We start from the raw sequence: 24,506 nt of genomic DNA, 5'->3' as shown, positions 1-24,506 counted from the left end.
GCCTTCTGACGAGGCATTCCGGAATGACGAGTATCGGACGATATGGTCGCACTGCGCGGAAAAGAGATCGACGCCTTCCTCGCCCGCCCCGATGCGGGCCGTCCGATCATCCTGCTCTACGGTCCCGATGCCGGCCTCGTGCGCGAGCGCGCCGACGCGTTGATCGCGTCCGGCGTCGACGATCCCAACGATCCGTTCTCGCTGGTCAAGCTCGACGGTGACGAGCTCTCCGCCGAGCCGTCGCGCCTGGTCGACGAGGCCATGACGGTGCCGCTGTTCGGCGGCCGACGCGCCATCCGCGTTCGCGCCGGCTCGCGCAGCTTTGCCTCCGGCATCGAGACTCTGGCCGAGATGAACGTGAAGGATTGCCGCATCGTGATCGAGGCCGGCGAGCTCCGCCCGGAATCGCCGCTGCGCAAGGCCTGCGAGAAAGCCAAGACCGCCGTGGCGATCGGCTGTTATCCCGACACCGAGCGCGATCTTGCCAAGCTGATGGACGACGAGCTGCGGATCGCGAATTTGCGCATCGCGCCGGACGCCCGCGCGGCGCTGATGTCGTTCCTCGGCGGCGACCGTCAGGCCTCGCGCAATGAGCTGCGCAAGCTGACGCTCTACGCCCATGGCAAGGGCGAGGTCACGCTGGATGACGTCATGGCCGTGGTCGCCGATGCCTCGGAGCTGAAGCTCGATCCGATCGTCGACGGTGCCTTCGCCGGGCGGCCCGACATCGTCGAGACCGAGTTTGCAAAGGCAATGATCGCCGGGACCTATCCCGGCGTGATCATCTCGGCCGCGCAGCGCCAGGCCGCGTGGCTGCACAAATCGGCGCTGGCGATTGCCGACGGCACGCCTGCCTCCGCCGTGCTCGACGGCGGCTTTCCGCGCCTGCATTTTTCACGAAAGCCCGCGGTCGAAACCGCGCTGCGCAATTTCAGCCCGGCGCGGCTCGCCGCTGTGATCGAGCAGCTGGCGACCGCCGCCCTCGACACGCGCAAACAGTCCACCCTCGCCGCTGCCATCGCCCAGCGCGCGCTGATGGCAATCGCGGCGAATGCGAAACGGCGGGGCTAGGCCTCCGCTCTCACCACGTCATTGCGAGCGCAGCTCTCTCCACCAGTCATTGCGAGCCGAGCGAAGCAATGCAGAATCTCTCCGCAGAGGGACTCTCGATTGCTTCGCTGCGCTCGCAATGACGATGTGGAAATAGTTGCGCACCGACGCACGCCCTGTCGTCCTCGAAAGCGGGAACGACGCCGAGGATACGGTCTACAGCGCGCCCTTGGCCAGCCGCTTCATCACCTCGTCGAGCTGATCGAGGTTGCGGTAGTTGATCTGCACGGAGCCGCCGGGATCGCGGTGATTGACGGTGACCTTGAGACCGAGCGCGTCGCTGACGCGCTTCTCCAGATCGATCGTGTCGGGGTCCTTCTCCTTGCCCCCGCTGGCGCGCGCCTTTTGCGGCTTGCGCTCCGGCACGCCCTCTTCATGCGCAAGCGCCTCGGTCTGGCGGACGTTGAGACCTTCCTCGACGATGCGCTTGGCGGCGGCGAGTGGATCGGGCACGCCGATCAGCGCGCGAGCGTGGCCAGCCGTCAGCTCGCCGGTCGCGATGAAGGCCTGCACTTCGGCCGGCAGCTTGGTCAGCCGCATCATGTTGGCGACGTGACTGCGGCTCTTGCCGACGACCTTGGCGATGTCCTCCTGGCTGCGTTTGAACTCGTTGGCGAGCGCATGATAGCCCTGCGCCTCTTCCATCGGGTTGAGGTCCTCGCGCTGCACGTTCTCGACGATCGCGAATTCCAGCGCATCGCTGTCGCTGATGTCGACCGGGACGATCGGCACCTCGTGCAGCCCGGCCATCTGCGAGGCGCGCCAGCGTCGTTCGCCGGCAATGATCTCGAAGCGGTCCTGCGTGCCCTTCACCGGACGCACCACGATCGGCTGGATCACGCCATGCTGCTTGATGGACTCCGAGAGCTCCTTCAGCTCGGTGTCCGAAAAGGTGCGGCGCGGGTTGCGCGGATTGGCCTTGATGAATTCGATCGGCACCTTGCGCTGCGCGCGCGGACGATCGACATGCTGAGCCTCGCCGCCGACGTCACCGATCAGACTTGCAAGACCCCGGCCCAGTCGCGAACGCGCTTCGTCGGCCATCGCCAGCTCCCTTGGATTCACGGTGCAGCACTCCAGAACTGAATTATCGTAGGGTGGGTAAAGCGAAGCGTGCCCACCGATTGTGTGCGGAAGACGGTGGGCACGGCGAAGACGCCTTTGCCCACCCTACGGCATTGTCAATGCGTGGTGCGCAACTCGCGCTCGCGCTGGATCACTTCGGTGGCGAGGCGCAAGTAAGCTTCGCTGCCGACGCATTTGAGGTCGTAGACCAGCACCGGCTTGCCGTAGGACGGCGCTTCCGAGATGCGCACGTTGCGCGGGATCATGGTCTTGTAGACCTTCTCGCCCATGAACTGGCGGACGTCGGCGACGACCTGGTTCGACAGGTTGTTGCGCGAGTCGAACATGGTCAGCACGATGCCGTGGATCGACAGGTTCGGATTGAGTGTCGAGCGCACCTGCTCCACGGTCTGCAACAATTGCGACAGACCTTCGAGCGCGAAGAACTCGCATTGCAGCGGCACCAGGATCGCATCGGAGGCCGCCATCGCGTTGACCGTGAGCAGGTTGAGCGAGGGCGGGCAGTCGATCAGCACGTAGGTGTAGTCGGCGTCCGGGGAGACGTTGTTGTTGAGCGCGCCGATTGCATCGCGCAACTTGAAGGCGCGGCCGGGCGTGGTGCCGAGCTCGAGCTCGAGGCCAGAGAGATCCATGGTCGACGGCGCGATGTGCAGCCGCGGCACCGCGGTCGAGACCACCGCCTCGCGCAAGGCGGCCTCGCCGATCAGCACGTCGTAGGTCGAGCAGGAGCGGTTTCGGCGATCGATGCCGAGGCCGGTCGAGGCGTTGCCCTGGGGATCGAGATCCACGATCAGGACGCGCTCGCCGATCGCCGCGAGCGCCGTGCCAAGATTGATCGCTGTGGTTGTTTTCCCCACCCCGCCCTTTTGATTCGCCAGCGCGAGGATGCGCGGATGGCCGTGGGGGACCTCGTCGGTCTTTTGGGCCGTCTGTTCTTGCTGCGGTTCGTCAATCACGCTCATCGGCAATTCCCCACTCACCCCTCAACGCCTCAGCTGCGCCGTTCGGCGGCATCGAGCTCCACGATCCAGCCGTCGCCCGTGCGGCTTTGGTGGAGCTGCGGCCGAATATTCCAATATTTAGCGGCTTCGGTCAATTCAGCCTCTACATCTTGACCCTTGAGAAACAACGCTTTTGCGCCCTGGCGCATCAGCGGCTCCGCAAAGCCGATGAGTTGATGTAGCGGAGCCAGCGCACGCGCGGTGACGCAATCGACGGGGCCGGTGATTCTATCCACATTATCCCCGATCTCAGCGAGATGTACGACTCCCGGAGATGTGGTGACGCGGATCGCTTCGCGCAAAAAAGCGGCCTTCTTGGCGATTCGCTCGACCAGATGGACGCTCGCGCCAGACGTGCCGGCCATGGCGCAGGCGAGCACGACGCCGGGAAATCCGCCGCCGCTCCCGAGATCAGCCCACCGTTTTGCAGCCGGTGCGAGATCGACGAGCTGGAGCGAGTCAGCGATGTGCCGGGTCCAGAGGTTTGGCAAAGTCGATGGCGCGACGAGATTGGTCTTGGCCTGCCACTCCCGGAGTAGCGCGATGTAGCGATCAAGCCGCTCCTCGGTTTCACGTGAAACGGGAGCGAGCTTCATAGCGGCGGTCTTGTCAGCGGCGATGATCGAATCGAGCACCTTGTCGTTGGCCGCGGCCTTGCTGATCTTCGGGCTGGCCACTCCAGGTTCACTTCGCTGCCCGGCGCCCTCACCCGCTCCGGGTCTTCGCGATGGCGGTCGATCTCCGCCCGATCCGCGCTGTTTCACGTGAAACGCCTATGCGATTGGCTTTATGCGATTGCTTTGGAAGTCTTCCGTGCCTCGCGGCGGAGATAGGCCGCGAGAATGCCGAGCGCCGCCGGCGTCATCCCGTCGATCCGGCCGGCCTGGCCGACGGTGAACGGTCGTGCCTTCTCCAGCTTGGCGCGCACTTCATTGGAGAGACCGGGCACGAGCTGGTAATCGACATCCGCCAGCACCATACCCTCGTCGCGCCGGAAGGCTTCGACGTCGGCGCTCTGGCGCTCCAGGTAGACGTCGTACTTGGCGTCGATCTCGAGATGGGTCGCGATGACGGGATCGATGGCCGACAGCTCAGGCCAGATCGCGCGGACCTGGCTCCAGCCGATCTCCGGATAGGCCATCAGCTCGAACGCCGAGCGGCGTTGGCCGTCCCGGTTCAGCGACAGCCCGTGCTTGATGGCTTCGTTCGGGGTGATGGTCAGGGACTTCGACAACGTCCGGGCAGCGTTCAGGGCGTCCATCTTGGCGCGATGATGCCTGATCCGGGCGCTGCCGACACATCCCAGAGCGATCCCTTTCTCGGTCAGACGCTGGTCGGCATTGTCGGCCCGCAGGGTCAGCCGGTACTCTGCCCTGGAGGTGAACATGCGATAGGGCTCGCTGATCCCGCGGGTGACGAGGTCGTCGATCATCACACCGAGATAGCCGTCGGCACGGTCGAACACTGTGAGCGCGGCACCGCTGGCGGAGAGCGCGGCATTCAGGCCGGCGACAATGCCCTGCCCGGCGGCTTCCTCATATCCGGTGGTGCCATTGATCTGCCCGGCCAGGAAGAGACCGCGCAGACGCTTGGTCTGGAGGGTCGGATCGAGCTCGCGGGGATCGATGTGGTCGTATTCGATGGCGTAGCCGGGACGGACCATCCTCACCCGCTCCAGGCCGGGGATGCTGGCGAGGATCGCGAGCTGGACCTCTTCGGGGAGCGAGGTCGAGATGCCGTTGGGATAGACGGTCGTGTCGTCGAGCCCTTCCGGCTCCAGAAAGATCTGGTGACCGTCGCGGTCGCCGAAGCGGACGATCTTGTCCTCGATCGAGGGGCAATAGCGTGGACCGGAGCTCTTGATCTGGCCGGAGTACATCGGAGAGCGATGGACATTGGCCCGGATCACCTCATGGGTCGCGACCGTGGTCCGGGTGATCCCGCACTGGATCTGCGGCGTCGTGATCCGCTCGGTCATCACCGAGAACGGCTCCGGCGGCTCGTCGCCGGGCTGCATCTCGACTGCGGACCAGTCGATGGTAGTGCCGTCGAGACGCGGCGGCGTCCCGGTCTTGAGACGTCCAAGAGTGAAGCCGGCGCGCTCGAAGGAGCTGGAAAGGCCCATCGCAGGCGCCTCGCCGACGCGTCCGGCGGGCCAGTTCTTCTCGCCGAGATGGATGAGACCGCGGAGGAAGGTGCCGGTGGTCACGACAACGGCCCCTGCCCGCAGCTCCCGGCCGTCGGCCAGGCGAAGCCCGGTCACCCGGCCATCGACTACGACCAGCCCGTCGGCTTCGCCCTCGATGACGGAAAGACCTTCGGTCTGGCGGATCGCGGCCTGCATCGCCGCCGCGTAGAGCTTGCGGTCGGCCTGGGCCCGCGGACCGCGGACGGCCGGACCTTTCCGACGATTGAGAACGCGAAACTGAATGCCGCCGGCATCGCCCACGCGGCCCATCAGGCCGTCGAGCGCATCGACCTCGCGGACCAGATGCCCTTTGCCGAGCCCGCCGATGGCGGGATTGCAGGACATCGCGCCAACGGTCGAGAAACGGTGCGTTACCAGAGCGGTCGTCGCACCCATCCGGGCAGACGCAGCCGCGGCCTCACAGCCGGCGTGACCGCCGCCGATGACGATGACGTCGAAGCTCTCTCGCTCTGTTCGCATGGACGGACTTCTAGCTTAGCGGCGAGAAAGCCGGAAGTAGAAACTCTGGGGGCCGTGTTTCACGTGAAACAAGCGCGGGCCCAGGGCGGCAGCACTTTCGCGAAAACAACCCCATGCACAGTAGGAGGGGCATTGAGCCACATCGCGTTTCACGTGAAACGGAACGGGGCCTAATTCCACGACCATCGAACACAACCCCCGATACGTCCCATTGTCTCTTTGGCGGAGCTGCCAGTCGAACGCGGGGCAACCGCGTCATACTCCGTCGTTGCGAGCGCAGCGAAGCAATCCAGAGTCTCGCGGCGGAGACAGTCTGGATTGCTTCGTCGCAAGGGCTCCTCGCAATGACCAGACTCGAAGCACGGCCGTCGCCTCGGCGCTCTCTCTGTAGATCGGAACGGCCGACCGACACGGGCCCCCGGCGCTGTTTCACGTGAAACGACCAGAAACCACCGTGCGGAACCGGAATCCCCGTTTCACGTGAAACAGAAGAAATGGAACCAGCGCTAGTTCTACAATGAAGAACTAGCGCTACTTTCCGATGCAGAACTTCTGGAAGATGGCCCCAAGGACGTCCTCGACGTCTACCCGGCCCAAGAGCCGGCCCAAGGCATAGGAGGCCGCCCGCAGCTCTTCGGCCGCGAGCTCCTCACCGTGTTCTACAAGGTCCAGACTCCGGCGCAAGCTGGCTGAGGCCCGGCTCAACAATTCGCGCTGGCGCGCCCGGGTCACCATGGCGCCCTCGGTGGTTCCGAAGAACTCCGAAGCGAATTTCACCAGCGCTTCGACCAGCTCAGGCATGCCGTCGCCCCGGCTTGCCGAGATCCCGAACTCGCTCGGCCTGGCTGCTCCGACCCTGCCGAGATCAATCTTGTTGCGCACGATCCAGACCGAGCCGCCGGACGGAACAGCACCGTCCGCCAATGTCCAGCGCGAGCGCATTGTATCCGGATCGACGGCTTGTCCACCCTCCACCAGCCACAGCACCAGGTCGGCGTCCTCGGCGCGCGCGCGGGCGCGGCGCACGCCTTCCTGCTCGACCGGATCGTCGGTCTCGCGGATGCCAGCGGTGTCGATGACCGTGACGGGATAGCCGTCGAGATCGAGCTGCACCTCGATGACGTCGCGCGTCGTGCCGGCATGCGGCGAGACGATCGCGACCTCGCGGCGCGCGAGCTGGTTGATCAGCGTCGACTTGCCGACATTCGGCTCGCCGGCGATGGCAACGACAAGGCCCTCGCGCAGCCGTTCAGAATGCCCCTGTGCCGCAAGCACTTTCGTGATTTCGTCGTGAAGCGCTCTGATCGCTTTCACCGCCGGCGCCCGCAGCTCCGCCGGCACGTCGCCTTCATCGGAAAAATCGATGCCGGCCTCGATCAGCGCGGAGGCCTCGATGATGCGCTCGCGCCAGTCGCGCGCGCGGTCGCCAAGCAGGCCCTGCAATTGGCGCAGCGCTTGGCGGCGCTGGCGGTCGGTGTCGGCGTGAATGAGGTCGTCGAGCCCCTCGGCCTCGGTCAGGTCGAGCTTGCCATTTTCGAAGGCGCGGCGCGTGAACTCGCCGGGGTCGGCCGCACGCGTATTCGGGATATCGGAAATTGCAGCGAAGAGCGCCGCCAGCACCGCCCGGCCGCCATGAACGTGAAACTCGGCAACATCCTCGCCGGTGGCGCTGGCCGGTCCTGGAAACCAGAGCACGACCGCATCGTCGATCGGCTGGCCCGCGCCGTCCCGGAGCAGCCGACGGCTCGCCTGTCGCGGCGCCGGCAGCCGGCCCGCAAGCGCGGTCAGCGCCGCGCCGGCTTGCGAGCCGGAGACGCGGACCACGGCGATCGCGCTGGGCGCCCGCCCGGATGACAGCGCGAAAATGGTCTGGTCTCGCGGATGCATAGCCTATTTGTCCGGCTGCGGCCGAAAACGCAAACGTCCGTTCTCGCGAGCCAACTGGGTTTTGCTGCACCGGATTCTGCAGCAAATCCAATATTGCATTGCAACATAACCGCGGCTTTTTGCGGCAGCTTGCCTGATCGCAGGAGGAGAGGCCGACCAAAATCTCAAGCATTATTTTTCGATATCAACAGCTTAAGGAGATACGGAATAGCGGCTGCCGCTCATGCTGCACCTTCGCTGCAGCAAAACCGCAACAAAAAGGGCGCCCGAAGGCGCCCGGAAGTCTTTATTGCAGTGCACTCAGGTATTCATGGAGTCGAAGAACTCCGAATTGCTCTTGGTCGAGCGCAGCTTGTCGAGCAGGAAGTCGATCGCGTCCATCGTCCCCATCGGATTGAGGATGCGGCGGAGCACGTACATCTTCTTGAGCACCTGCGGATCGGTGATGAGCTCCTCCTTGCGGGTGCCGGAGCGCGAGATATCGATCGCCGGGAAGGTGCGCTTGTCCGAGACCTTGCGGTCCAGGATCAGTTCGGAGTTACCGGTGCCCTTGAACTCTTCGAAGATGACTTCGTCCATGCGGCTGCCGGTATCGACCAGCGCGGTCGCGATGATGGTCAGCGAGCCGCCCTCTTCGATGTTGCGGGCCGCGCCGAAGAAGCGCTTCGGACGCTGCAGCGCGTTGGCGTCGACACCGCCAGTCAGCACCTTGCCGGATGACGGCACCACGGTGTTGTAGGCGCGGCCGAGGCGCGTGATCGAATCGAGCAGGATCACGACGTCGCGGCCGTGCTCGACCAGGCGTTTTGCCTTCTCGATCACCATCTCGGCGACCTGAACGTGGCGCACCGCCGGCTCGTCGAAGGTCGAGGACACGACCTCGCCCTTCACCGAGCGCTGCATGTCCGTGACTTCTTCCGGACGCTCGTCGATCAAGAGCACGATCAAATAGCATTCGGGGTGATTGTGCGTGATCGAATGCGCGATGTTCTGCATCAGCACGGTTTTACCGGTACGCGGCGGTGCCACGATCAAGGCGCGCTGGCCCTTGCCGATGGGCGCGACGATGTCGATCACGCGTGCAGACAGGTCTTTCCGCGTGGGATCGTCGATCTCCATGCGGAAACGCTGATTCGGAAACAGCGGCGTGAGGTTGTCGAAATTGACCTTGTGCTTGGCCTTTTCCGGATCCTCGAAATTGAGCGTGTTGACCTTCAGCAGCGCGAAGTAGCGCTCGCCCTCTTTCGGACTGCGGATGTGACCTTCGATGGTGTCGCCGGTGCGCAGGCCGAAACGGCGGATCTGCGAGGGCGACACGTAGATGTCGTCGGGGCCCGGCAGATAATTCGCGTCGGGCGAGCGGAGAAAGCCGAAGCCGTCGGAGAGAACTTCGACGACGCCCTGGCCGACAATATCGGTCTCGGCGAGCGCCAGCTGCTTGAGGATGGCGAACAGCAGCTCCTGCTTGCGCATGGTGCTGGCATTCTCGACCCCATTCTCCTCCGCGAACGAGACGAGCTCGGCCGGCGTTTTGGACTTGAGGTCTTCGAGTTTGATTTCCCGCATTGGGGTGGTCCTGTGGGGTAACCTGAAAAGAGGGGGTGCGAGGAGGCTCTGAAATGCGGACGCGAGCAGGTGCAGGTAAGGTCCGCAGGTCTGGCAAGGTGAACGCCGGTGAGGCTTCAATCCTGATGCGGGGTCCGGCCTCTGGAAGGCTCGGACACAACCACATCCGCCTGCGTTGGGTGGGATATCGATAATATAGAAAATCGCCTGGCGCTCCGCAAGCCGAAGCGCTGAGCTAATCGCCGCGCGGTCTGCCTAGAACGGCTTCACGATCACCATGATGACGATGAAAATCATCAGGACGGTCGGCACCTCGTTGATTATGCGATAGAATTTCTGACTTCGCGGGCGCTTATCGGCGGCAAAATCCTTGACCCAGCGGGAAAAAAAGCCGTGGACCGCCGAGAGCGCCAGGACCAGTGCCAGTTTGACGTGCAGCCAGCCGAACGAGAACCAATGCCCGGACCAGGCGAGATAGAGCCCGGCGAGCCAGGTGACCATCATCGCGGGGTTGATGATCGCCTTGAGCAGCCGGCGTTCCATCACCTTGAACGTCTCCGACTGCTTCGAGCCGATTTCGGCCTCGCAGTGATAGACGAACAGCCGCGGCAGGTAGAGCATGCCGGCCATCCAGGAGATGACGGCGATCACGTGCAGCGCCTTGATCCAGAGATAGACGTCTTCGAACATTTTCGGGGGTCCGGCTTGCTGCCCAGCGCGGGGAACGCTGGGGATAGTAAGAACCCGTTAAGGTCTTACCCCGCACACATATCCCTCCGTAGCGCCTTCCTCAAATCTAGAATCTTAGATTCTTAAGGTTTGAGTCTATGTGACCGTGGATTGGACTCACGCAATTCCGTCCGCGCGTTCACGCGCGCTTGTTCACATCCATCCACATATTCCGGACAGCCTTTGTCGACTTCCGATAAGTCAGCCGGCTTCAAAGGCTTGCGCGATTGTATCGGCAGCTTATCAAGGGACTTGTCCGCGCAATCCCGCTTCCCTCTCGGCGAGGCGTCGGATTTGTCCTGACCGGCAGCGGTGTGAAGAAAATCACGCCTTGTCCCGCCCCTGGTGTCGCACATCCCTTTCCGAGAGGTTAAGCTCCACAGAAATCCACAAACCACCCCAACGAAATTCAAAGGGTTTTTGTGCCGACCTCGAACAATTATTTCCATCTCCACCTGGTCTCGGACTCCACGGGTGAGACGCTCATCACCGTGGCGCGCGCGGTCGCGGCCCAATACGCCAACGTGACGCCGGTCGAGCACGTCTATCCGCTGGTGCGCAGCCAGAAGCAGCTCGACCGCGTGCTTGATGAGATCGAGGAAGCGCCAGGGATCGTGCTGTTCACGCTGCTCGAGAAGGATCTGGTCGCCAGACTCGAGGACAAGTGCAAGCAGATAAATGTTCCGAGCCTGTCGATCATCGGGCCGGTGATGCAGCTGTTCGAGGCCTATCTCGGAGCAGCGACCACCGGCCGTGTCGGCGCCCAGCACGTGCTCAACGCGGAATATTTCAAGCGCATCGATGCCTTGAACTACACGATGATCCATGACGACGGTCAGCATGTCGAAGGTCTCGACGAGGCCGACGTGGTACTGGTCGGGGTGTCCCGGACATCGAAGACGCCGACATCGATCTATCTCGCCAATCGCGGCATTCGCACCGCCAACGTGCCGCTGGTGCCGGGCATTCCGGTGCCCCCGCAATTGGAGACGCTGACGCGGCCGCTGGTGGTCAGCCTGCACGCGACGCCGGAACGCCTGATTCAGATCCGGCAGAACCGCCTGCTGTCCATGGGCGCCGAGTCCAGCAGCGGTAGCGATACCTACACCGACAAGCAGTCGGTCACGGAGGAGGTCGCGTTCGCGCGCAAGCTGAGCGCCAAGCATGACTGGCCGCTGCTGGACGTCACGCGCCGCTCCATCGAGGAAACCGCGGCGGCGATCATGAAGCTGTATAGCGATCGCCAGCGCAACCGGCCGTCCGAGTAAGTGTCGCCGATGAGTCTGTGGCGCGGCAAAAGTCCGTTGATCCTGGCCTCGCAAAGCAGCGCGCGCAAAATGCTGCTGGCCAATGCCGGGCTCGAATTCGAAGCCGTCACCGCTGATATCGACGAGCGTGGCATCCAGGCCGCGTCAAAGCTCTCCAACCCGCGCGAGATCGCCCTGCTGTTGGCCCGCGAAAAGGCCAAGGCTGTTTCTGCCTGCTATCCCGGACATTATGTGATCGGCGCCGACCAGACGCTGGCGCTCGGGGGCCGTCTGTTTAACAAGCCGGCTGGGCGCGCCCAGGCGCTGGTGCAATTGCGCGATCTCGCCGGTCAGACGCACGAGCTGAACTCAGCCGTCGCCGTGGCGCAGGATGGCAGGATTCTCTTCGAGGACGTTTCCGTGGCGCGCATGACCATGCGGGGAATGAGCGAAGCCGAGCTTTCGGCCTATCTCGACGCCGCGGGCGACGCTGTGACCAGAAGCGTCGGCGCCTATCAGCTCGAGGGCCTCGGCATCCATCTGTTCGAGCGCATCGAGGGCGACCATTTCACCATTCTCGGCCTGCCGCTGCTGCCGCTGCTTGCGTATCTGCGCAGCGAGCAGCTAATTGCGGTGTAGATGCGAGAGAAGGCTGGGTGCTGATGCGAATTCTCGGACTGACCGGCTCGATCGGGATGGGCAAATCCACCACCGCGACATTGTTCGCGGAGGCCGGCGTCCCCGTCTACGACGCCGATGCCGCCGTGCATCAGCTCTATGAGGGCGAGGCCGCTCCCGCGATCGAGGCCGCCTTCCCCGGCACCACCGCGAATGGCAAGGTCGACCGGCAAAAGCTGTCGGCGCGTGTCGTGCACGATCCCGCCGCGATCAAGCAGCTCGAGCAGATCGTTCATCCCATGCTCGGCGCGTCCCGGCAGAAATTCTTTGCCGACGCCGAGGCCGCCAAGGCGCCGGTCGTGGTGCTGGACATCCCGCTGCTGTTCGAGACCGGCGGCGAGAAGCGGGTCGATGCCGTGGTCGTGGTCTCGACCTCGCCCGAGCTGCAGCGCCAGCGGGTGCTGGCGCGCGGCACGATGGACGAGGCCAAGCTCGATGCCATCATCGCCAAGCAGATGCCGGATGCCGAGAAGCGCAAGCGGGCCGATTTCGTGGTGGATACCTCACACGGACTTGACCCCGTGCGGGCCCAAATCGCGCACATCCTGGCCGAGGTCGTTAAGATGCCGCAGCGGCGGACCTGATTCGCCGCCTCACACGGCTTCCAAGAGACATGCGCGAAATCGTCCTCGACACCGAAACCACCGGCCTCGATCCGCTGCGCGGCGATCGGTTGGTCGAGATCGGCTGCGTCGAGATCTTCAACCGCATGCCGACCGGACAGACGTATCACGTCTACATCAACCCCGAGCGGGACATGCCGGCGGAAGCGTTCGCGGTACACGGATTGTCGTCCGAATTCCTGGCGACCAAGCCGTTGTTCCACGAGGTCGCCGACGACTTTCTCGCCTTCATCGGCGACGCCCCGCTGGTGATCCACAACGCCTCGTTCGACATCGGCTTCATCAACGCCGAGCTCGACCGCATCAAGCGCGCCGCGATCCCGCGCGAGCGCCTGGTCGATACGCTGCTGCTGGCGCGTCGCAAGCATCCCGGCGTGTCCAACCGGCTCGACGATCTCTGCTCGCGCTATTCGATCGACAATTCACACCGTACCAAGCACGGCGCGCTGCTGGACGCCGAGCTGCTCGCCGAGGTCTATGTCGATCTGGTCGGAGCGCGGCAGTCGCAGCTGCTGCTGGCCTCGGACGCCGAGGAGATCAGGGTCAATAGCGCCGGCGACGCGCCGCGGCGGCAACGCCCGGTGCCGCTCGCGCCGCGGATTTCCGAAGCCGAGCGCGAGGCTCATCGGGCCTTCATCGCAACGCTCGGCGACAAGGCGATCTGGAACGAGTACCTGCCCGCTCCAGTCGCGCTGGCGGCGGCTCAGGCCTGACCGGCCTGTCCGCCCTGAGCGGCCATTTGCCGCTCCATGTTCTGGCGGTAGAGACCGACGAAGTCGACCGGATCCAGCATCAGCGGCGGGAACCCGCCATCGCGCACCGCCGTCGCAATGATCTCGCGTGCGAACGGGAACAACAGGCGCGGGCACTCGATCATGACCAGCGGGTGCAGGTTCTCCTTGGGCACGTTGACGATCCGGAACACGCCGGCATAGGCGAGCTCGAACGAGAACATCACTTTACCGGCGGTCTCGGCCTTGCCCTCGACCGACAACGTCACCTCGAATTCCTGTTCACTGAGATTGTTGGCGTTGACGTTGATCTGGATGTTGATCTGCGGCGGCTGGCTCTGTGGCTGCAGCGAGCTCGGCGCGTTGGGATTTTCGAACGAGAGGTCCTTGGTGTATTGCGCCAGCACGTTGAGCTGGGGAGCCTGGGCCGCCTCGGGAGGGGTACCGTTACCGTTGGTCATGAAAGTGTCTCCTTACCCGATTGGGGCTGAATTTCGCGGCGGTTGGCTAACATAGGGCCGGCTCGTTCCACAAGGACGAACGGTCCCGGACCGGGAATTCGGGCCGCAATCGCGGCTTTGACGTTCCTCCTGCCTTTTCCGCGAAATTTCGCCTTAAACGATTGAAGATGCGCCATTTCCAGGCAGGATCGGGTTTCCCCTTAAGCATAAAACGCGCTACACTTGGCGCTGTGCCAAAAGGCGCCATTGGCCGGGCCAGATTTCGTGCCTACATCCCACGGACCTGACGTGGACCCAAAATGGTGATGTAGACTTGCCGTTTCCGTAAGGAACGGTCTACTGGCCGGATTGATTTTCCCGGCAACGAGCCCTGCAAAGACCAGAAAGCGAATACGACGTGGACATCTACACCATCATATTCCTGGCGCTGGCCGTCTTCATCTTCTTGCGGCTGCGTAGCGTGCTGGGGCAGCGCACCGGCAACGAGCGGCCGCCGTTCGATCGCACCGCCGCCCGCAACGCGCTCGGAGGCGCCCAGGACAACAACGTCGTGACCATGCCGGGGAAGGTGATCGACCAGGCCCCGCTGGCGCCGACGGCCGAGCCGACCGCGCCGTCCGATCGCTGGAAGGGGCTGACCGAGCCGGGCACGCCGCTGGCGCAGGGTCTCGATGCCATCGTCGAGAAGGATTCCAGCTTCGACCCGCGCCATTTCCTCTCGGGTGCGCGCGGCGCCTACGAGATGATCGTGCTGGCTTTTGCCAATGGCGACCGCCGCGCGCTGCGCGATCTGTTGTCGTCGGACGTCTATGAAAGCTTCGACGCTGCGATCAAGGAACGCGAGAAGAACGAGCAGAAGACCGAGACGCGCTTCGTGTCGATCGACAAGGCCGAGCTCGTCGGCGCCGAGTTGCGCGATCGCAGTGCGCAGCTCACCGTGCGCTTCGTCTCGCAGATGATCTCGGCCACCCGCGACAAGGCCGGCAACATCGTCGACGGCAGCGCCGACACGGTCGCCGATATCACCGATATCTGGACTTTCGCCCGCGACACCTCCTCTCGCGATCCGAACTGGAAGCTGGTTGGCACCGGAAGCGCGAATTAAGATCTTCCTGAAGAACGGCGCGACGGCGCTTTGCGCAGCTGCCGTCGCGCTGTCGTCGTTTTCGCTCGGCGCCGAGGCGGCGCGGCGTCACCATCGCAGCCACCACCACCATCTGCCGCGAACGCCTGCCGCTCCGCCACGAGCCTTGCCCTATCCGCAGCTCACCCTGCCCTTCGAAATTCCCGGCGCGCAATATCTGCCGCTGGCCTGGGCGGACGTGAAGGGCTGGGGCGACGACAATCATCTCGCCGCGTACAAGACCTTTCGCGCCAGCTGCAAGCCGATCAATGCGCAGAACGGCGAAGCCAAGGCCGAGCCCAAAGCTTTGGGCACATCGCTGGGTGAGCCCTGCCGCGTCGCTAAAACGCTCGATCTCGCCGACGACGGCAAAGCGAAGACCTTCTTCGAGGAGAATTTCACGCCGCTGCGGATCTCGCGGCTCGGCGAGCCCGAAGGCTTCGTCACCGGCTATTACGAGCCGGTGCTGGAGGGATCGCGAACGCAGACCGACGTCTACAACGTGCCGGTCTATCGCCGTCCCTCGAATCTATTCGTGCGCGGCTACAAGCAGGATGCGCTCAGCCTGCCCAACAAGGGCCCGGTCTATCGCAAGATCGGCCGCCGCAAGCTGGTGCCCTATTACGACCGCGGCGAGATCGAGGACGGCAAGATCGCCGGCCGGGGGCTCGAGATCGCCTGGCTAAAGGATCCGACCGATCTGTTGTTCGCGCAGATCCAGGGCTCGGCCCGCATCAAGTTCGACGACGGCAGCTCGGTCCGGCTCAATTACGACGCCTATAACGGCTATCCCTACACGGCGGTCGGTCGCATCCTGATCGAGCGCGGCATCATCCCGAGAGAGGAGATGTCGATGCAGAAGATCAGGGAGTGGATGGCGCAGAACCCCGACGGCGCCAAGGAGCTGCGCCGCGCGAACCGCGCCTACATCTTCTTCCGCGAGGTCAACCTCTCCGACAAGGAGGAGGCAGTCGGCGCGCAAGGCATTCCCTTGACCGCGGGGCGCTCCATCGCCGTCGACAAATCGCTGCATGTCTACGGCACGCCGTTCTTCATCGAGGGCGAGCTTCCGATCGAGTCAGAACGCGCCAAGACGCCGTTCCGCCGGCTGATGATCGCGCAGGACACCGGCTCTGCCATCATCGGGCCAGCACGGGCCGATCTGTTTTTCGGCGCCGGCACGGATGCCGGCCGTGTCTCCGGCCGGCTGCGCCACCCCATGCAATTCGTGATGCTGGTGCCGAAGAGCCTCGATCCCGCCCCGCGCGCCGCGAAGCTGCCGATCCCGGACCCAAGGCCCGCCGAGAAGATCGCAAAGCTGTTTCCGCAGACCGATCCGGCAAAGACCGGCACGCCCGTCGCCGCGGCGGCGCAAGGCAAGACCGAAACGATTGCCGTCGCCGGCCCGGTTCCGCTGCCGGTGCCGCGTCCCGCGATCGAGCCTGCCCCTGAGCCGCGCCGTCCGGCAAAGAATCGTCCTCATCGCCCGCAATGAAGCGATCGTCCCGTCCGCCCGTGCTGGAGCCTCGCCCCGCGCCGCGCCGTCGCGCGCTGAGCGAGGAGGAGCGCGAGCTGTGGGATCTCGTCGCAAAGCATGTCAAGCCGCTGCGAAAGCATCGCGCGGCCAAGGCGCATGCTATCCCGCGCGCCGAATCTTCGCCCGGGTCCCAGGTGACGAGGACTTCGCCACCGTCAAGGCCGGTTGCCGCTGCACCGGCGCCGCGCGCTGCAAAGCCGTCGATTCCGCCGCTAGCGCCGCTCGGCAAGCGCGAGCGGACCAAGCTGTCGCGCGGCCGCAGCGAGATCGAGGCGCGGCTCGACCTGCACGGCATGACCCAGATGCGCGCCCATCGCGCACTGGCCGGCTTCCTGCACCGCGCCCATCAGGACGGCCTCACCTTCGTGCTCGTCATCACCGGCAAGGGACGCAGTGGCGGCGAAAGCGGCGTGCTCCGCCGCCAAGTGCCGGAATGGCTCAGCCTGCCGGAATTCCGCGCCTTCGTCGTCGGCTTCGAGGAAGCCGCGATCGGCCACGGCGGCGAGGGGGCGCTGTATGTGCGGATCAGGCGGGCGAGAGGGTAGCAGTCTCGGCGCATGCGGCTTCCCTTGCCTCTCCCGCTTGCGGGAGAGGCCGGCGCGCGAAGCGCGGCGGGTGAGGGCTCTTTCCTCTTGGGGAATCGCTCTGCGGAGACACCCTCTCCCCAACCCTCCCCCGCAAGCGCAGGGCAATCGCATATGACTTGTGGCGGCGGTCTGCGCGCACGGCTCGTCCTTCGAGACGGCGCTGACGCGCCTCCTCAGGATGAGGCTAATCGGCGTCAGTGCCCGTTGAAACTGCCACCGCGCACTCCGACCTCATCCTGAGGAGCCCGCCTCAAGCGGGCGTCTCGAAGGATGGCCGCAGGGAAAATCTCAAATGCGATAGCCCTGCCCGCAAGCGGGTGAGGGAGCTCACCTTCTCTGAGGCTGGGTCTACCTCTAAAACGGTCGGATGATTCCGACGCGTGGGATCAGCGTGAGGATCAAACCGAAAATGTTGGTCTGACGATCCTCCGCCGGGATCAGCGCTGCTTCCTGCTTGGCCGGCAGCATCTTCACCGGGTGCAGGATCAGGAACATGCAGACCGCCCAGTTCGAGATCCAGCGTGAATAGTCGAACACCATCGCGAACATCACGAGATAGGCGACACTGATGCCGACCAGTGCTGCGATGACGAGCCGCTTGTGCAGATCGCTGGCGAGCGCGCCGATCAGGCTGGCAAAGAAGCGCCACAGCGGCGCGTGCAGCCAGATCAGAAGCGCGAACACGGGCACGCCGAGGATGTTGTGCGGCAGGCGGCCCCAGGTGTCGGCAACCTCCTTCGCCAGCGGCTGGTACCAGATGTAGGCGAATTGCAAGAGGTCGATGCGCGCAGGATCGGCCATCCGGCTTTTGAGATAGGCGACGAAGTCCGCTTCGGGGACCGGCATCGTTCCCAGAAACTGCGCGGCGAAGAACAGCGCGGAGACAATGGCGAGAGCGACCCCGCCGAAGACAACATTGCTGCGGTCACAACCGTAAGCAAGGTAATGCCGGATCACGACGATGGTGATGATCGTCGGCACGTACATCAAGAGATGGATGTGATGGATCAGCACGAGAACGATCGAGAACAAAGCAGCCGTCGCCACGAAGGCGAGCGAGCTCGCCGGCATCAGCAGCAGGACGATCGCCAGCGCGCAGCCATAGATATCGAAATGGCCGAGCGTGTGCATGAAGTTCTTCAGGAAGAACGGCGAACCCGCGATGAAGACGAACAGAGGCAGCGTTTTCGCAGAGAAGCCGAACGTGTTCTGGAAGAGCCTGGCATAGAGGCCCAGCGTTGCAAGCCACGTCGCCCCGCCGAGCGCGAACACTGGCCATACCGGCACCTTGTCGGTGAACAGCGCGACGATTGCCCCGATCAGCGCGCGCTTGATGAAGCCGAAATGATAGTCGACCAGGAGATGGATGTAGGGGACGTAAGGCGGCAGCTGGATCTTGTGAATGAGCACGCCGACGATGACCGCCGCGTTGATCGCGAGCAGGAGCCGCCAGGGATTTTGCAGGATGCGTACGGTCACGCCGCATCAATAGCGTGACCGCTCCGAATCACAAAATGAAGCGGCTCAGATCCGCATTCTTGGCGAGGTCGCCGATGTGCTTTTGCACGTAATCCGCATCGAGCCGGACCGTCTCGCCGTTGCGGTCGGGGGCGGTGAAGGAGATCTCGTCCAGCACCCGCTCCATCACGGTCTGCAGCCGCCGGGCGCCGATGTTCTCGACCGTTGAATTGACGGCAACCGCAATGTCGGCCAGCGCATCGATGGCGCTGTCGGTGATGTCGAGCGTCACGCCTTCGGTCTGCATCAGGGCGACATATTGCTTGATCAGCGAGGCCTCGGGCTCGGTCAGGATGCGGCGCATGTCGTCGCGGGTCAGCGCCTGCAATTCGACCCGGATCGGCAGGCGGCCCTGCAATTCCGGCAAGAGGTCGGACGGCTTGGCGACATGGAAGGCGCCGGAGGCGATGAAGAGGATGTGGTCGGTCTTGACCGCGCCGTGCTTGGTCGAGACCGTGGTGCCTTCGATCAGCGGCAGGAGATCGCGCTGCACGCCCTCGCGCGAGACGTCGCCGCCGACGCGGCCGTCGCGGGCGCAGATCTTGTCGATCTCGTCGAGGAACACGATGCCGTTGTTCTCGACCGCGCTGATCGCCTCCAGCGTCAGCTGCTCGGTGTCCAAGAGCTTGTCGGATTCCTCGTTGACGAGGATCTCGTGCGAGCTCTCTACCGTCAGCCGGCGCGTCTTGCTGCGGCCGCCGAGCTTGCCGAAGATGTCGCCGAGCGAGATCGCGCCCATCTGAGCGCCCGGCATGCCGGGGATCTCGAACATCGGCATGCCGCCGCCCGACGACTGCGTCTCGATCTCGATTTCCTTGTCGTTCAGTTCGCCGGCGCGCAGCTTCTTGCGGAAGGATTCGCGCGTCGCCGAGCTCGCATTGGCGCCGACCAGCGCATCGAGCACGCGCTCCTCGGCGGCAAGCTGGGCGCGCGCCTGCACATCCTTGCGCTTCCGCTCGCGCACTTGCGCGATTGCGACCTCGACGAGATCGCGGATGATCTGCTCGACGTCGCGGCCGACATAGCCGACCTCGGTGAACTTGGTCGCTTCGACCTTCAGGAACGGCGCATTCGCGAGCTTGGCGAGCCGCCGCGCGATTTCCGTCTTGCCGACGCCGGTGGGGCCGATCATCAGGATGTTCTTCGGCAACACCTCCTCGCGCAAGGAGCCGGTGAGCTGCTGCCGGCGCCAGCGGTTGCGCAGCGCGATCGAGACGGCGCGCTTGGCGTCGCCCTGGCCGACGATGAAACGGTCGAGTTCGGAAACGATTTCGCGGGGGGAGAAGTCTGTCATGTCTGATTAGCTAGGGCGGGAGACGGCCAAGGACAAGCCGCATTTTGGGTCAGATGATCGGCGGGCCGGATTGCCACTGCTTCACGGCATCGATCGGATGGATCAGCATCAGGATATTGAGCGTCAGATTGTCGCGAATGTGGAGCGCCAGCACGATCTCGAAGGCGATGCCGAGCAGCACGGTCGTGGTGACAGGCAGCGCGCGTGCGGCCAGGAACCCCAAGATCATGGCCAGATTGTCCGAGACCGAATTGAGGATGCTGTCGCCGTAATAATCCAGCGAGATCGTGCCGGCGCGGTAGCGCTCGATGATGAAGGGCGAGTTCTCGACGATCTCCCAGGCGCCTTCGATCAGGATGGCGATGATCAGCCGTGCGGGCCAGGAGAGAGGCAGCAAGGGTAACCGCGCAAACAAAAGCCAAGTCAGGCCGTAGAACAGGAAGCCGTGCAGGACGTGTGAGAACGTGTACCAGTCTGCAATCTGCTGTGAATTCTCCGAGCTGTTCACCACGCCGTGCCACAGCTTGATGGTGCCGCAGGCGCAGATCGGCACCCGCCCCATCGCCAGCAGGATCGCGGCCTGCAGCGCCAGCAGCAACAGCGCGATGCCGGCCCAGGCGAGCGGCGGGAATGTGGTCTTGGCGGCGGGGCTTGCGGCGAGCGTCATGGGTCTCGGATCATCAGGAGTGCGGGACCATCGGGCGTGACGATCTCGTGCTGCGGCACGAAGCCAGCTTTCTCATAGGCACGAATCGCGCGCGCATTGGAAGGACTCGGGTCTATCACGATGCGCGGCACACCGCGCGCGAAGAGCTGGTCGATGAAGGCGCGGATGAAAGCGGAGCCGTGGCCGCATCCGAGCATGTCGGCCTCGCCGATGAACTGATCGAGGCCGCGAGTGCCCACGGGCTGCGGGCCGAAGCTGATATGCCAATCGCCGAGCCGGTAGCACTGCAGGTAGGCGGAAGGCCGGCCGTCAAGGCTGACGATGAACTGCGCCAGGTCAGGATGATCGAGGTCGCCGCCGACGAATTCAAGCGTCTCCGGATCATGCCACCATTCGGCAACATGCGGTGCGGCGAGCCAGCGCCGGATCAGCGGCATGTCGGCCGCGGTCATGGGACGGAAGGCGTAGCTTTGCGTCATCTAGCGTCCACAGCGGTGCTGCTCTCCCTCTCCCGCTTGCGGGAGAGGGTTGGGGAGAGGGTGTTTCCGCAATGGGACAATCCCCCAGAGGGAAGAGCCCCCACCCGGCGCTTCGCGCCGACCTCCCCCGCAAGCGGGAGAGGTTGCACCGACCGTGCGGAGAGGCACTCGGACAAATGACCCCTCCGCCCTACCCCGTAGCCAGGCTCTCGATCGTCAGATTCCGGTTGGTGTAGACGCAGATGTCCGCGGCGATGTCCAGGGAGCGGCGGACGATGGTCTCGGCGTCCTTGTCGGTGTCGAGCAGGGCCCGGGCCGCCGCCAGCGCGTAATTGCCGCCGGAGCCGATCGCCATCACGCCGGCCTCGGGTTCGAGCACGTCGCCGGTGCCTGTCAGCACGAGGGAGACGTCCCTGTCAGCCACGATCATCATGGCCTCCAGCCGCCGAAGATAGCGGTCGGTGCGCCAGTCCTTGGCGAGCTCCACCGCCGCCCGGGTCAGCTGCCCCGGATATTGCTCGAGCTTGGATTCGAGCCGCTCGAACAGCGTGAAGGCGTCAGCCGTGGCGCCGGCAAAGCCGCCGATGACGTCGCCCTTGCCGAGCTTGCGGACCTTCTTGGCATTGGACTTGATCACGGTCTGGCCGATCGAGACCTGGCCGTCGCCGCCGACCACCACCTTGCCGCCCTTGCGGACCGTTAGAATCGTGGTGCCGTGCCAGCCCGGCGAGCTGTTCTGGGAGTCCTGCATGAATACCTCACTGTCCGGCCTGATTTAGGCGGTCGAGACCAAGGGCACAACGGGCCGTTCCGGGCCGAATTTCGCTCACCATAGGCAGAAGTAGAGGTCCGGCCGGCCGTTCCCGCAGTAGCGAAGGTGTCATTTGGCTGTTAAGAGACTGGCGTTTTCGGCTCCCTAGCTAGGATGAAAGCCAGCTTTCAATGCGCACCGCGACGATCAAGCGCAAGACCAAGGAAACCGACATCGAGGTCTCCGTGAACCTCGATGGCACCGGCGTGGCCAATATCGCGACCGGCATCGGCTTTTTCGACCATATGCTCGATCTTCTCGCCCGCCATTCCCGCATCGACCTCACGGTCAAGGCGGTGGGCGACCTGCACATTGATTATCACCATACCACCGAAGACACCGGCATTGCGCTTGGCCAGGCGGTCAAGCAGGCACTCGGCAACATGGCGGGTATCACCCGCTATGCCGGCGTGCACATGCCCATGGACGAGACGCTGACGCGCGTGGTGATCGACATCTCGGGCCGCCCGTTCCTGGTGTTCAAGGCCGACTTCCCCCGGCACAAGATCGGCGAGTTCGACACCGAGCTGGTGCGCGAGTGGTTCCAGGCTTTTGCCATCAACGCCGGCGTGACTCTCCACGTCGAGACCCTATATGGCGATAACAGCCATCATATCGCCGAGTCCTGCTTCAAGGGTCTGGCGCGGGCGCTCCGCGCGGCCGTGGCGATCGATCCGAAGGCGGCGGGCGAAATCCCGTCCACCAAGGGCTCGCTCGGCGGCTGACATCTTCCGTCTTGCGGCGAACGCTGCTGGCGGCATCACTGAATTTCGAGAACGGGGCATCACCATGCCTGTCTACACAGTTCACGCTCCCTCACCCGCAGGAGCCGACCCGCGCGCGACCGACAAGTTCGTGTTCGTGCGCGACGGCTTTCATTTCTGGGCGATGATCTTCGGTCCGTTCTGGCTGTTGTGGAATCGGCTGTGGCTGGCGCTGATCGGCTATCTGATCTTCCTGGCCGCGTTCAACGCGGGGCTGTCGAGCCTCGGCGTCGGGCGCTCCTCGATCTTCTTCGCCGATTGCATCGTCGCGGTGCTGATGGGCCTCGAAGCCTCGAGCCTGCGCCGCTGGACCTTGTCGCGCGGAAAGTGGCGGCAGCTGGATATCGTCGTCGCTGATGACAGCGACACTGCGGAGCGCCGCTTTTTCGAACGCTGGAGCCAGAAGCAGAACGGCAGCGCTGGCGATCAATGGGCCGTCGATCGCGGCGGCCCGCCGCCGACCCGCAATGTGCCGGGTCAGCCATTCTCGAACCCGCCGCCGATTCCGGCCGGCGGCATCATTGGGTTGTTTCCAGAACCGGGAGGGTCAAGATGAGCGTCGCCATCATCGATTACGGTTCCGGCAATCTGCATTCCGCCGCGAAAGCCTTCGAGCGCGCCGCGCGCAGCCTGGAGAGCCCGCAAAAGGTCTTTGTTACCAGCGATCCGGACCAGGCTTACGAGGCCGATCGCCTGGTGCTGCCGGGTGTCGGTGCCTTCGCCGATTGCCGCCGCGGGCTCGATGCCGTCAACGGCATGGTCGAGGCCATCACCGAAGCGGTGCGCGTCAAGGCGCGGCCGTTCTTCGGCATCTGCGTCGGCATGCAGCTGATGGCGAGCCGCGGCAAGGAGCATGTCGTCACCGAAGGCCTGAACTGGATCGGCGGCGACGTCGAGAAGATCACGCCGCGCGATGAAAGCCTGAAGATTCCGCACATGGGCTGGAATACGCTCGAGGTGCTCAGGGAGCATCCGGTGCTCGACAAGCTGCCGCTCGGCCCGAAGGGCCAGCACGCTTATTTCGTGCACTCCTATCACCTCAATCCCGCCAGCGAGGCGGACGTGCTCGCGCGCGCAGACTATGGCGGACCCGTCACGGCGATCGTCGGCAAGGACACCGCCATCGGCACGCAATTCCACCCCGAGAAGAGCCAGCGTTTCGGCTTGGCCCTGATCTCGAACTTCTTGCGATGGAAACCGTGATTCTCTTTCCCGCGATCGACCTCAAGAACGGCCAGTGCGTGCGCCTCGAGCAAGGCGACATGGCGCGCGCGACCGTGTTCAACCTCAATCCGGCTGCGCAGGCGCAGAGCTTTGCCGAGCAGGGTTTTGAATATCTCCACGTCGTCGACCTCGACGGTGCCTTCGCCGGCAAGCCGGTGAATGCCGACGCCGTGGAGGCGATGCTGAAGACGATCAAGATCCCGGTCCAGCTCGGCGGCGGCATTCGCGATCTCGCGACCGTCGAAGCCTGGCTCGACAAGGGCATTACCCGCGTCATCATCGGCACCGCCGCGGTGCGCGATCCCGAGCTGGTGAAGTCCGCCGCGAAGACATTCCCCGGCCGCGTCGCGGTCGGGCTCGACGCGCGCGACGGCAAGGTCGCGGTCGAGGGCTGGGCCGAGACGTCGCAGGTCACGGTGCTCGAGATCGCCAAGCGCTTCGAGGATGCCGGCGTTGCCGCCATCATCTTCACCGACATCGCGCGCGACGGCTTGCTCAAGGGCTTGAACTTAGAGGCGACCATCGCGCTGGCCGATGCCATTTCGATTCCCGTGATCGCCTCCGGCGGCCTCGCCTCGATCGAGGACGTGAAAGCCATGCTGACGCCGCGCGCGAAGAAGCTCGCCGGCGCGATTGCCGGGCGCGCGCTCTATGACGGCCGGCTCGATCCCGCCGCCGCCCTCACCTTGATCCGCGACGCGCGCAGGAGCTGACC

General features: G+C 64.4%; 25 protein-coding genes. 12 read left to right on the top strand and 13 right to left on the bottom strand.

The window, feature by feature from the left end:
* The first annotated feature begins 42 nt into the window (after positions 1–42).
* Positions 43–1,071: a DNA polymerase III subunit delta gene (gene holA / locus I6F09_RS26675; protein ID WP_036003093.1), complete on the top strand. Its 1,029-nt coding sequence runs from the start codon at positions 43–45 to the stop codon at positions 1,069–1,071.
* Between the two features lie 195 nt (positions 1,072–1,266).
* Here holA and I6F09_RS26670 read toward each other — a convergent pair whose 3' ends face one another.
* From I6F09_RS26670 to hemJ, 7 genes are all read right to left on the bottom strand, one after another.
* Entirely contained in the window at positions 1,267–2,154 is an 888-nt protein-coding gene (locus tag I6F09_RS26670; protein WP_225189444.1) for a ParB/RepB/Spo0J family partition protein, read from the bottom strand.
* Positions 2,155–2,291: 137 nt separating this feature from the next.
* Positions 2,292–3,158, bottom strand: a complete 867-nt coding sequence (locus tag I6F09_RS26665; protein ID WP_025033064.1) for a ParA family protein — start codon at positions 3,156–3,158, stop codon at positions 2,292–2,294.
* Between the two features lie 29 nt (positions 3,159–3,187).
* Positions 3,188–3,793: a 16S rRNA (guanine(527)-N(7))-methyltransferase RsmG gene (gene rsmG, locus I6F09_RS26660; protein ID WP_225189473.1), complete on the bottom strand. Its 606-nt coding sequence runs from the start codon at positions 3,791–3,793 to the stop codon at positions 3,188–3,190.
* Between the two features lie 191 nt (positions 3,794–3,984).
* Positions 3,985–5,865, bottom strand: coding sequence for a tRNA uridine-5-carboxymethylaminomethyl(34) synthesis enzyme MnmG (gene mnmG, locus I6F09_RS26655; protein ID WP_225189443.1), 1,881 nt, complete (start codon positions 5,863–5,865; stop codon positions 3,985–3,987).
* A gap of 531 nt (positions 5,866–6,396) precedes the next feature.
* Complete coding sequence (mnmE, locus tag I6F09_RS26650) at positions 6,397–7,752, bottom strand: tRNA uridine-5-carboxymethylaminomethyl(34) synthesis GTPase MnmE (protein ID WP_225189442.1); 1,356 nt, start codon at positions 7,750–7,752, stop codon at positions 6,397–6,399.
* A 300-nt stretch (positions 7,753–8,052) separates the two neighbouring features.
* Positions 8,053–9,318: a transcription termination factor Rho gene (gene rho, locus I6F09_RS26645; protein ID WP_008133567.1), complete on the bottom strand. Its 1,266-nt coding sequence runs from the start codon at positions 9,316–9,318 to the stop codon at positions 8,053–8,055.
* Positions 9,319–9,573: 255 nt separating this feature from the next.
* The gene (gene hemJ / locus I6F09_RS26640; protein ID WP_225113153.1) at positions 9,574–10,008 is read right to left on the bottom strand and encodes a protoporphyrinogen oxidase HemJ; all 435 of its coding nucleotides are present in this window, start codon (positions 10,006–10,008) and stop codon (positions 9,574–9,576) included.
* A gap of 461 nt (positions 10,009–10,469) precedes the next feature.
* On the opposite strand from hemJ, the gene I6F09_RS26635 reads away from it, so the two are divergent.
* The 4 genes from I6F09_RS26635 to dnaQ are packed head-to-tail and all read left to right on the top strand — an operon-like array spanning position 10,470 to position 13,308.
* Positions 10,470–11,315 (top strand): pyruvate, water dikinase regulatory protein, encoded by an 846-nt coding sequence (locus I6F09_RS26635; RefSeq protein ID WP_036003121.1) that lies wholly within the window; start codon positions 10,470–10,472, stop codon positions 11,313–11,315.
* A 9-nt stretch (positions 11,316–11,324) separates the two neighbouring features.
* Positions 11,325–11,933 carry a Maf family nucleotide pyrophosphatase gene (locus I6F09_RS26630; protein ID WP_225189441.1) on the top strand — a complete coding sequence of 203 codons (609 nt, stop codon included), beginning with the start codon at positions 11,325–11,327 and terminating at the stop codon, positions 11,931–11,933.
* A gap of 23 nt (positions 11,934–11,956) precedes the next feature.
* Positions 11,957–12,556: a dephospho-CoA kinase gene (coaE, locus tag I6F09_RS26625; protein ID WP_036024292.1), complete on the top strand. Its 600-nt coding sequence runs from the start codon at positions 11,957–11,959 to the stop codon at positions 12,554–12,556.
* Between the two features lie 29 nt (positions 12,557–12,585).
* Positions 12,586–13,308, top strand: a complete 723-nt coding sequence (gene dnaQ / locus I6F09_RS26620; RefSeq protein ID WP_036024295.1) for a DNA polymerase III subunit epsilon — start codon at positions 12,586–12,588, stop codon at positions 13,306–13,308.
* Here dnaQ and secB read toward each other — a convergent pair.
* Positions 13,299–13,787: a protein-export chaperone SecB gene (gene secB / locus I6F09_RS26615; protein WP_036003132.1), complete on the bottom strand. Its 489-nt coding sequence runs from the start codon at positions 13,785–13,787 to the stop codon at positions 13,299–13,301. The genes dnaQ and secB overlap by 10 nt on opposite strands.
* A 397-nt stretch (positions 13,788–14,184) precedes the next feature.
* On the opposite strand from secB, the gene I6F09_RS26610 reads away from it, so the two are divergent.
* From I6F09_RS26610 to I6F09_RS26600, 3 genes are read left to right on the top strand one after another with little or no spacing between them, the layout of a single operon-like run.
* Positions 14,185–14,892: a Tim44/TimA family putative adaptor protein gene (locus I6F09_RS26610; RefSeq protein ID WP_036003134.1), complete on the top strand. Its 708-nt coding sequence runs from the start codon at positions 14,185–14,187 to the stop codon at positions 14,890–14,892.
* Complete coding sequence (locus I6F09_RS26605; RefSeq protein WP_225189440.1) at positions 14,870–16,405, top strand: MltA domain-containing protein; 1,536 nt, start codon at positions 14,870–14,872, stop codon at positions 16,403–16,405. The genes I6F09_RS26610 and I6F09_RS26605 overlap by 23 nt, the downstream gene beginning before the upstream one ends.
* The gene (locus I6F09_RS26600; protein ID WP_225189439.1) at positions 16,402–16,992 is read left to right on the top strand and encodes a Smr/MutS family protein; all 591 of its coding nucleotides are present in this window, start codon (positions 16,402–16,404) and stop codon (positions 16,990–16,992) included. The genes I6F09_RS26605 and I6F09_RS26600 overlap by 4 nt, the downstream gene beginning before the upstream one ends.
* Positions 16,993–17,388: 396 nt before the next feature.
* On the opposite strand, the gene I6F09_RS26595 is transcribed toward I6F09_RS26600, so the two are convergent.
* From I6F09_RS26595 to hslV, 5 genes are all read right to left on the bottom strand, one after another.
* Positions 17,389–18,513 (bottom strand): hypothetical protein, encoded by a 1,125-nt coding sequence (locus I6F09_RS26595; protein WP_225189438.1) that lies wholly within the window; start codon positions 18,511–18,513, stop codon positions 17,389–17,391.
* A 28-nt stretch (positions 18,514–18,541) separates the two neighbouring features.
* Positions 18,542–19,846 carry an ATP-dependent protease ATPase subunit HslU gene (gene hslU, locus I6F09_RS26590; protein WP_036003145.1) on the bottom strand — a complete coding sequence of 435 codons (1,305 nt, stop codon included), beginning with the start codon at positions 19,844–19,846 and terminating at the stop codon, positions 18,542–18,544.
* A 49-nt stretch (positions 19,847–19,895) separates the two neighbouring features.
* Positions 19,896–20,513, bottom strand: coding sequence for a DUF2585 domain-containing protein (locus I6F09_RS26585; RefSeq protein WP_225189437.1), 618 nt, complete (start codon positions 20,511–20,513; stop codon positions 19,896–19,898).
* Entirely contained in the window at positions 20,510–20,992 is a 483-nt protein-coding gene (locus I6F09_RS26580) for a GNAT family N-acetyltransferase (RefSeq protein WP_036024303.1), read from the bottom strand. The genes I6F09_RS26585 and I6F09_RS26580 overlap by 4 nt, the downstream gene beginning before the upstream one ends.
* Before the next feature lie 190 nt (positions 20,993–21,182).
* The gene (gene hslV / locus I6F09_RS26575) at positions 21,183–21,743 is read right to left on the bottom strand and encodes an ATP-dependent protease subunit HslV (RefSeq protein ID WP_036003154.1); all 561 of its coding nucleotides are present in this window, start codon (positions 21,741–21,743) and stop codon (positions 21,183–21,185) included.
* 191 nt (positions 21,744–21,934) lie between these two features.
* Here hslV and hisB point away from each other — a divergent pair, with 191 nt between their 5' ends.
* From hisB to hisA, 4 genes are all read left to right on the top strand, one after another.
* Positions 21,935–22,528, top strand: a complete 594-nt coding sequence (hisB, locus tag I6F09_RS26570; RefSeq protein ID WP_036003156.1) for an imidazoleglycerol-phosphate dehydratase HisB — start codon at positions 21,935–21,937, stop codon at positions 22,526–22,528.
* Positions 22,529–22,592: 64 nt separating this feature from the next.
* Positions 22,593–23,123 (top strand): DUF2628 domain-containing protein, encoded by a 531-nt coding sequence (locus tag I6F09_RS26565; RefSeq protein ID WP_109141959.1) that lies wholly within the window; start codon positions 22,593–22,595, stop codon positions 23,121–23,123.
* Positions 23,120–23,770, top strand: coding sequence for an imidazole glycerol phosphate synthase subunit HisH (gene hisH / locus I6F09_RS26560; protein ID WP_157285169.1), 651 nt, complete (start codon positions 23,120–23,122; stop codon positions 23,768–23,770). The genes I6F09_RS26565 and hisH overlap by 4 nt, the downstream gene beginning before the upstream one ends.
* The gene (gene hisA / locus I6F09_RS26555; protein WP_225189436.1) at positions 23,767–24,504 is read left to right on the top strand and encodes a 1-(5-phosphoribosyl)-5-[(5-phosphoribosylamino)methylideneamino]imidazole-4-carboxamide isomerase; all 738 of its coding nucleotides are present in this window, start codon (positions 23,767–23,769) and stop codon (positions 24,502–24,504) included. The genes hisH and hisA overlap by 4 nt, the downstream gene beginning before the upstream one ends.
* Positions 24,505–24,506: the final 2 nt, after the last annotated feature.

It is taken from the genome of Bradyrhizobium sp. IC3195, from assembly GCF_020193585.1.
Lineage (GTDB): Bacteria > Pseudomonadota > Alphaproteobacteria > Rhizobiales > Xanthobacteraceae > Bradyrhizobium > Bradyrhizobium yuanmingense.
The sequence above is the reverse complement of the archived record's forward strand: the minus strand, read 5'-3'. Positions and strand labels throughout refer to the sequence as shown.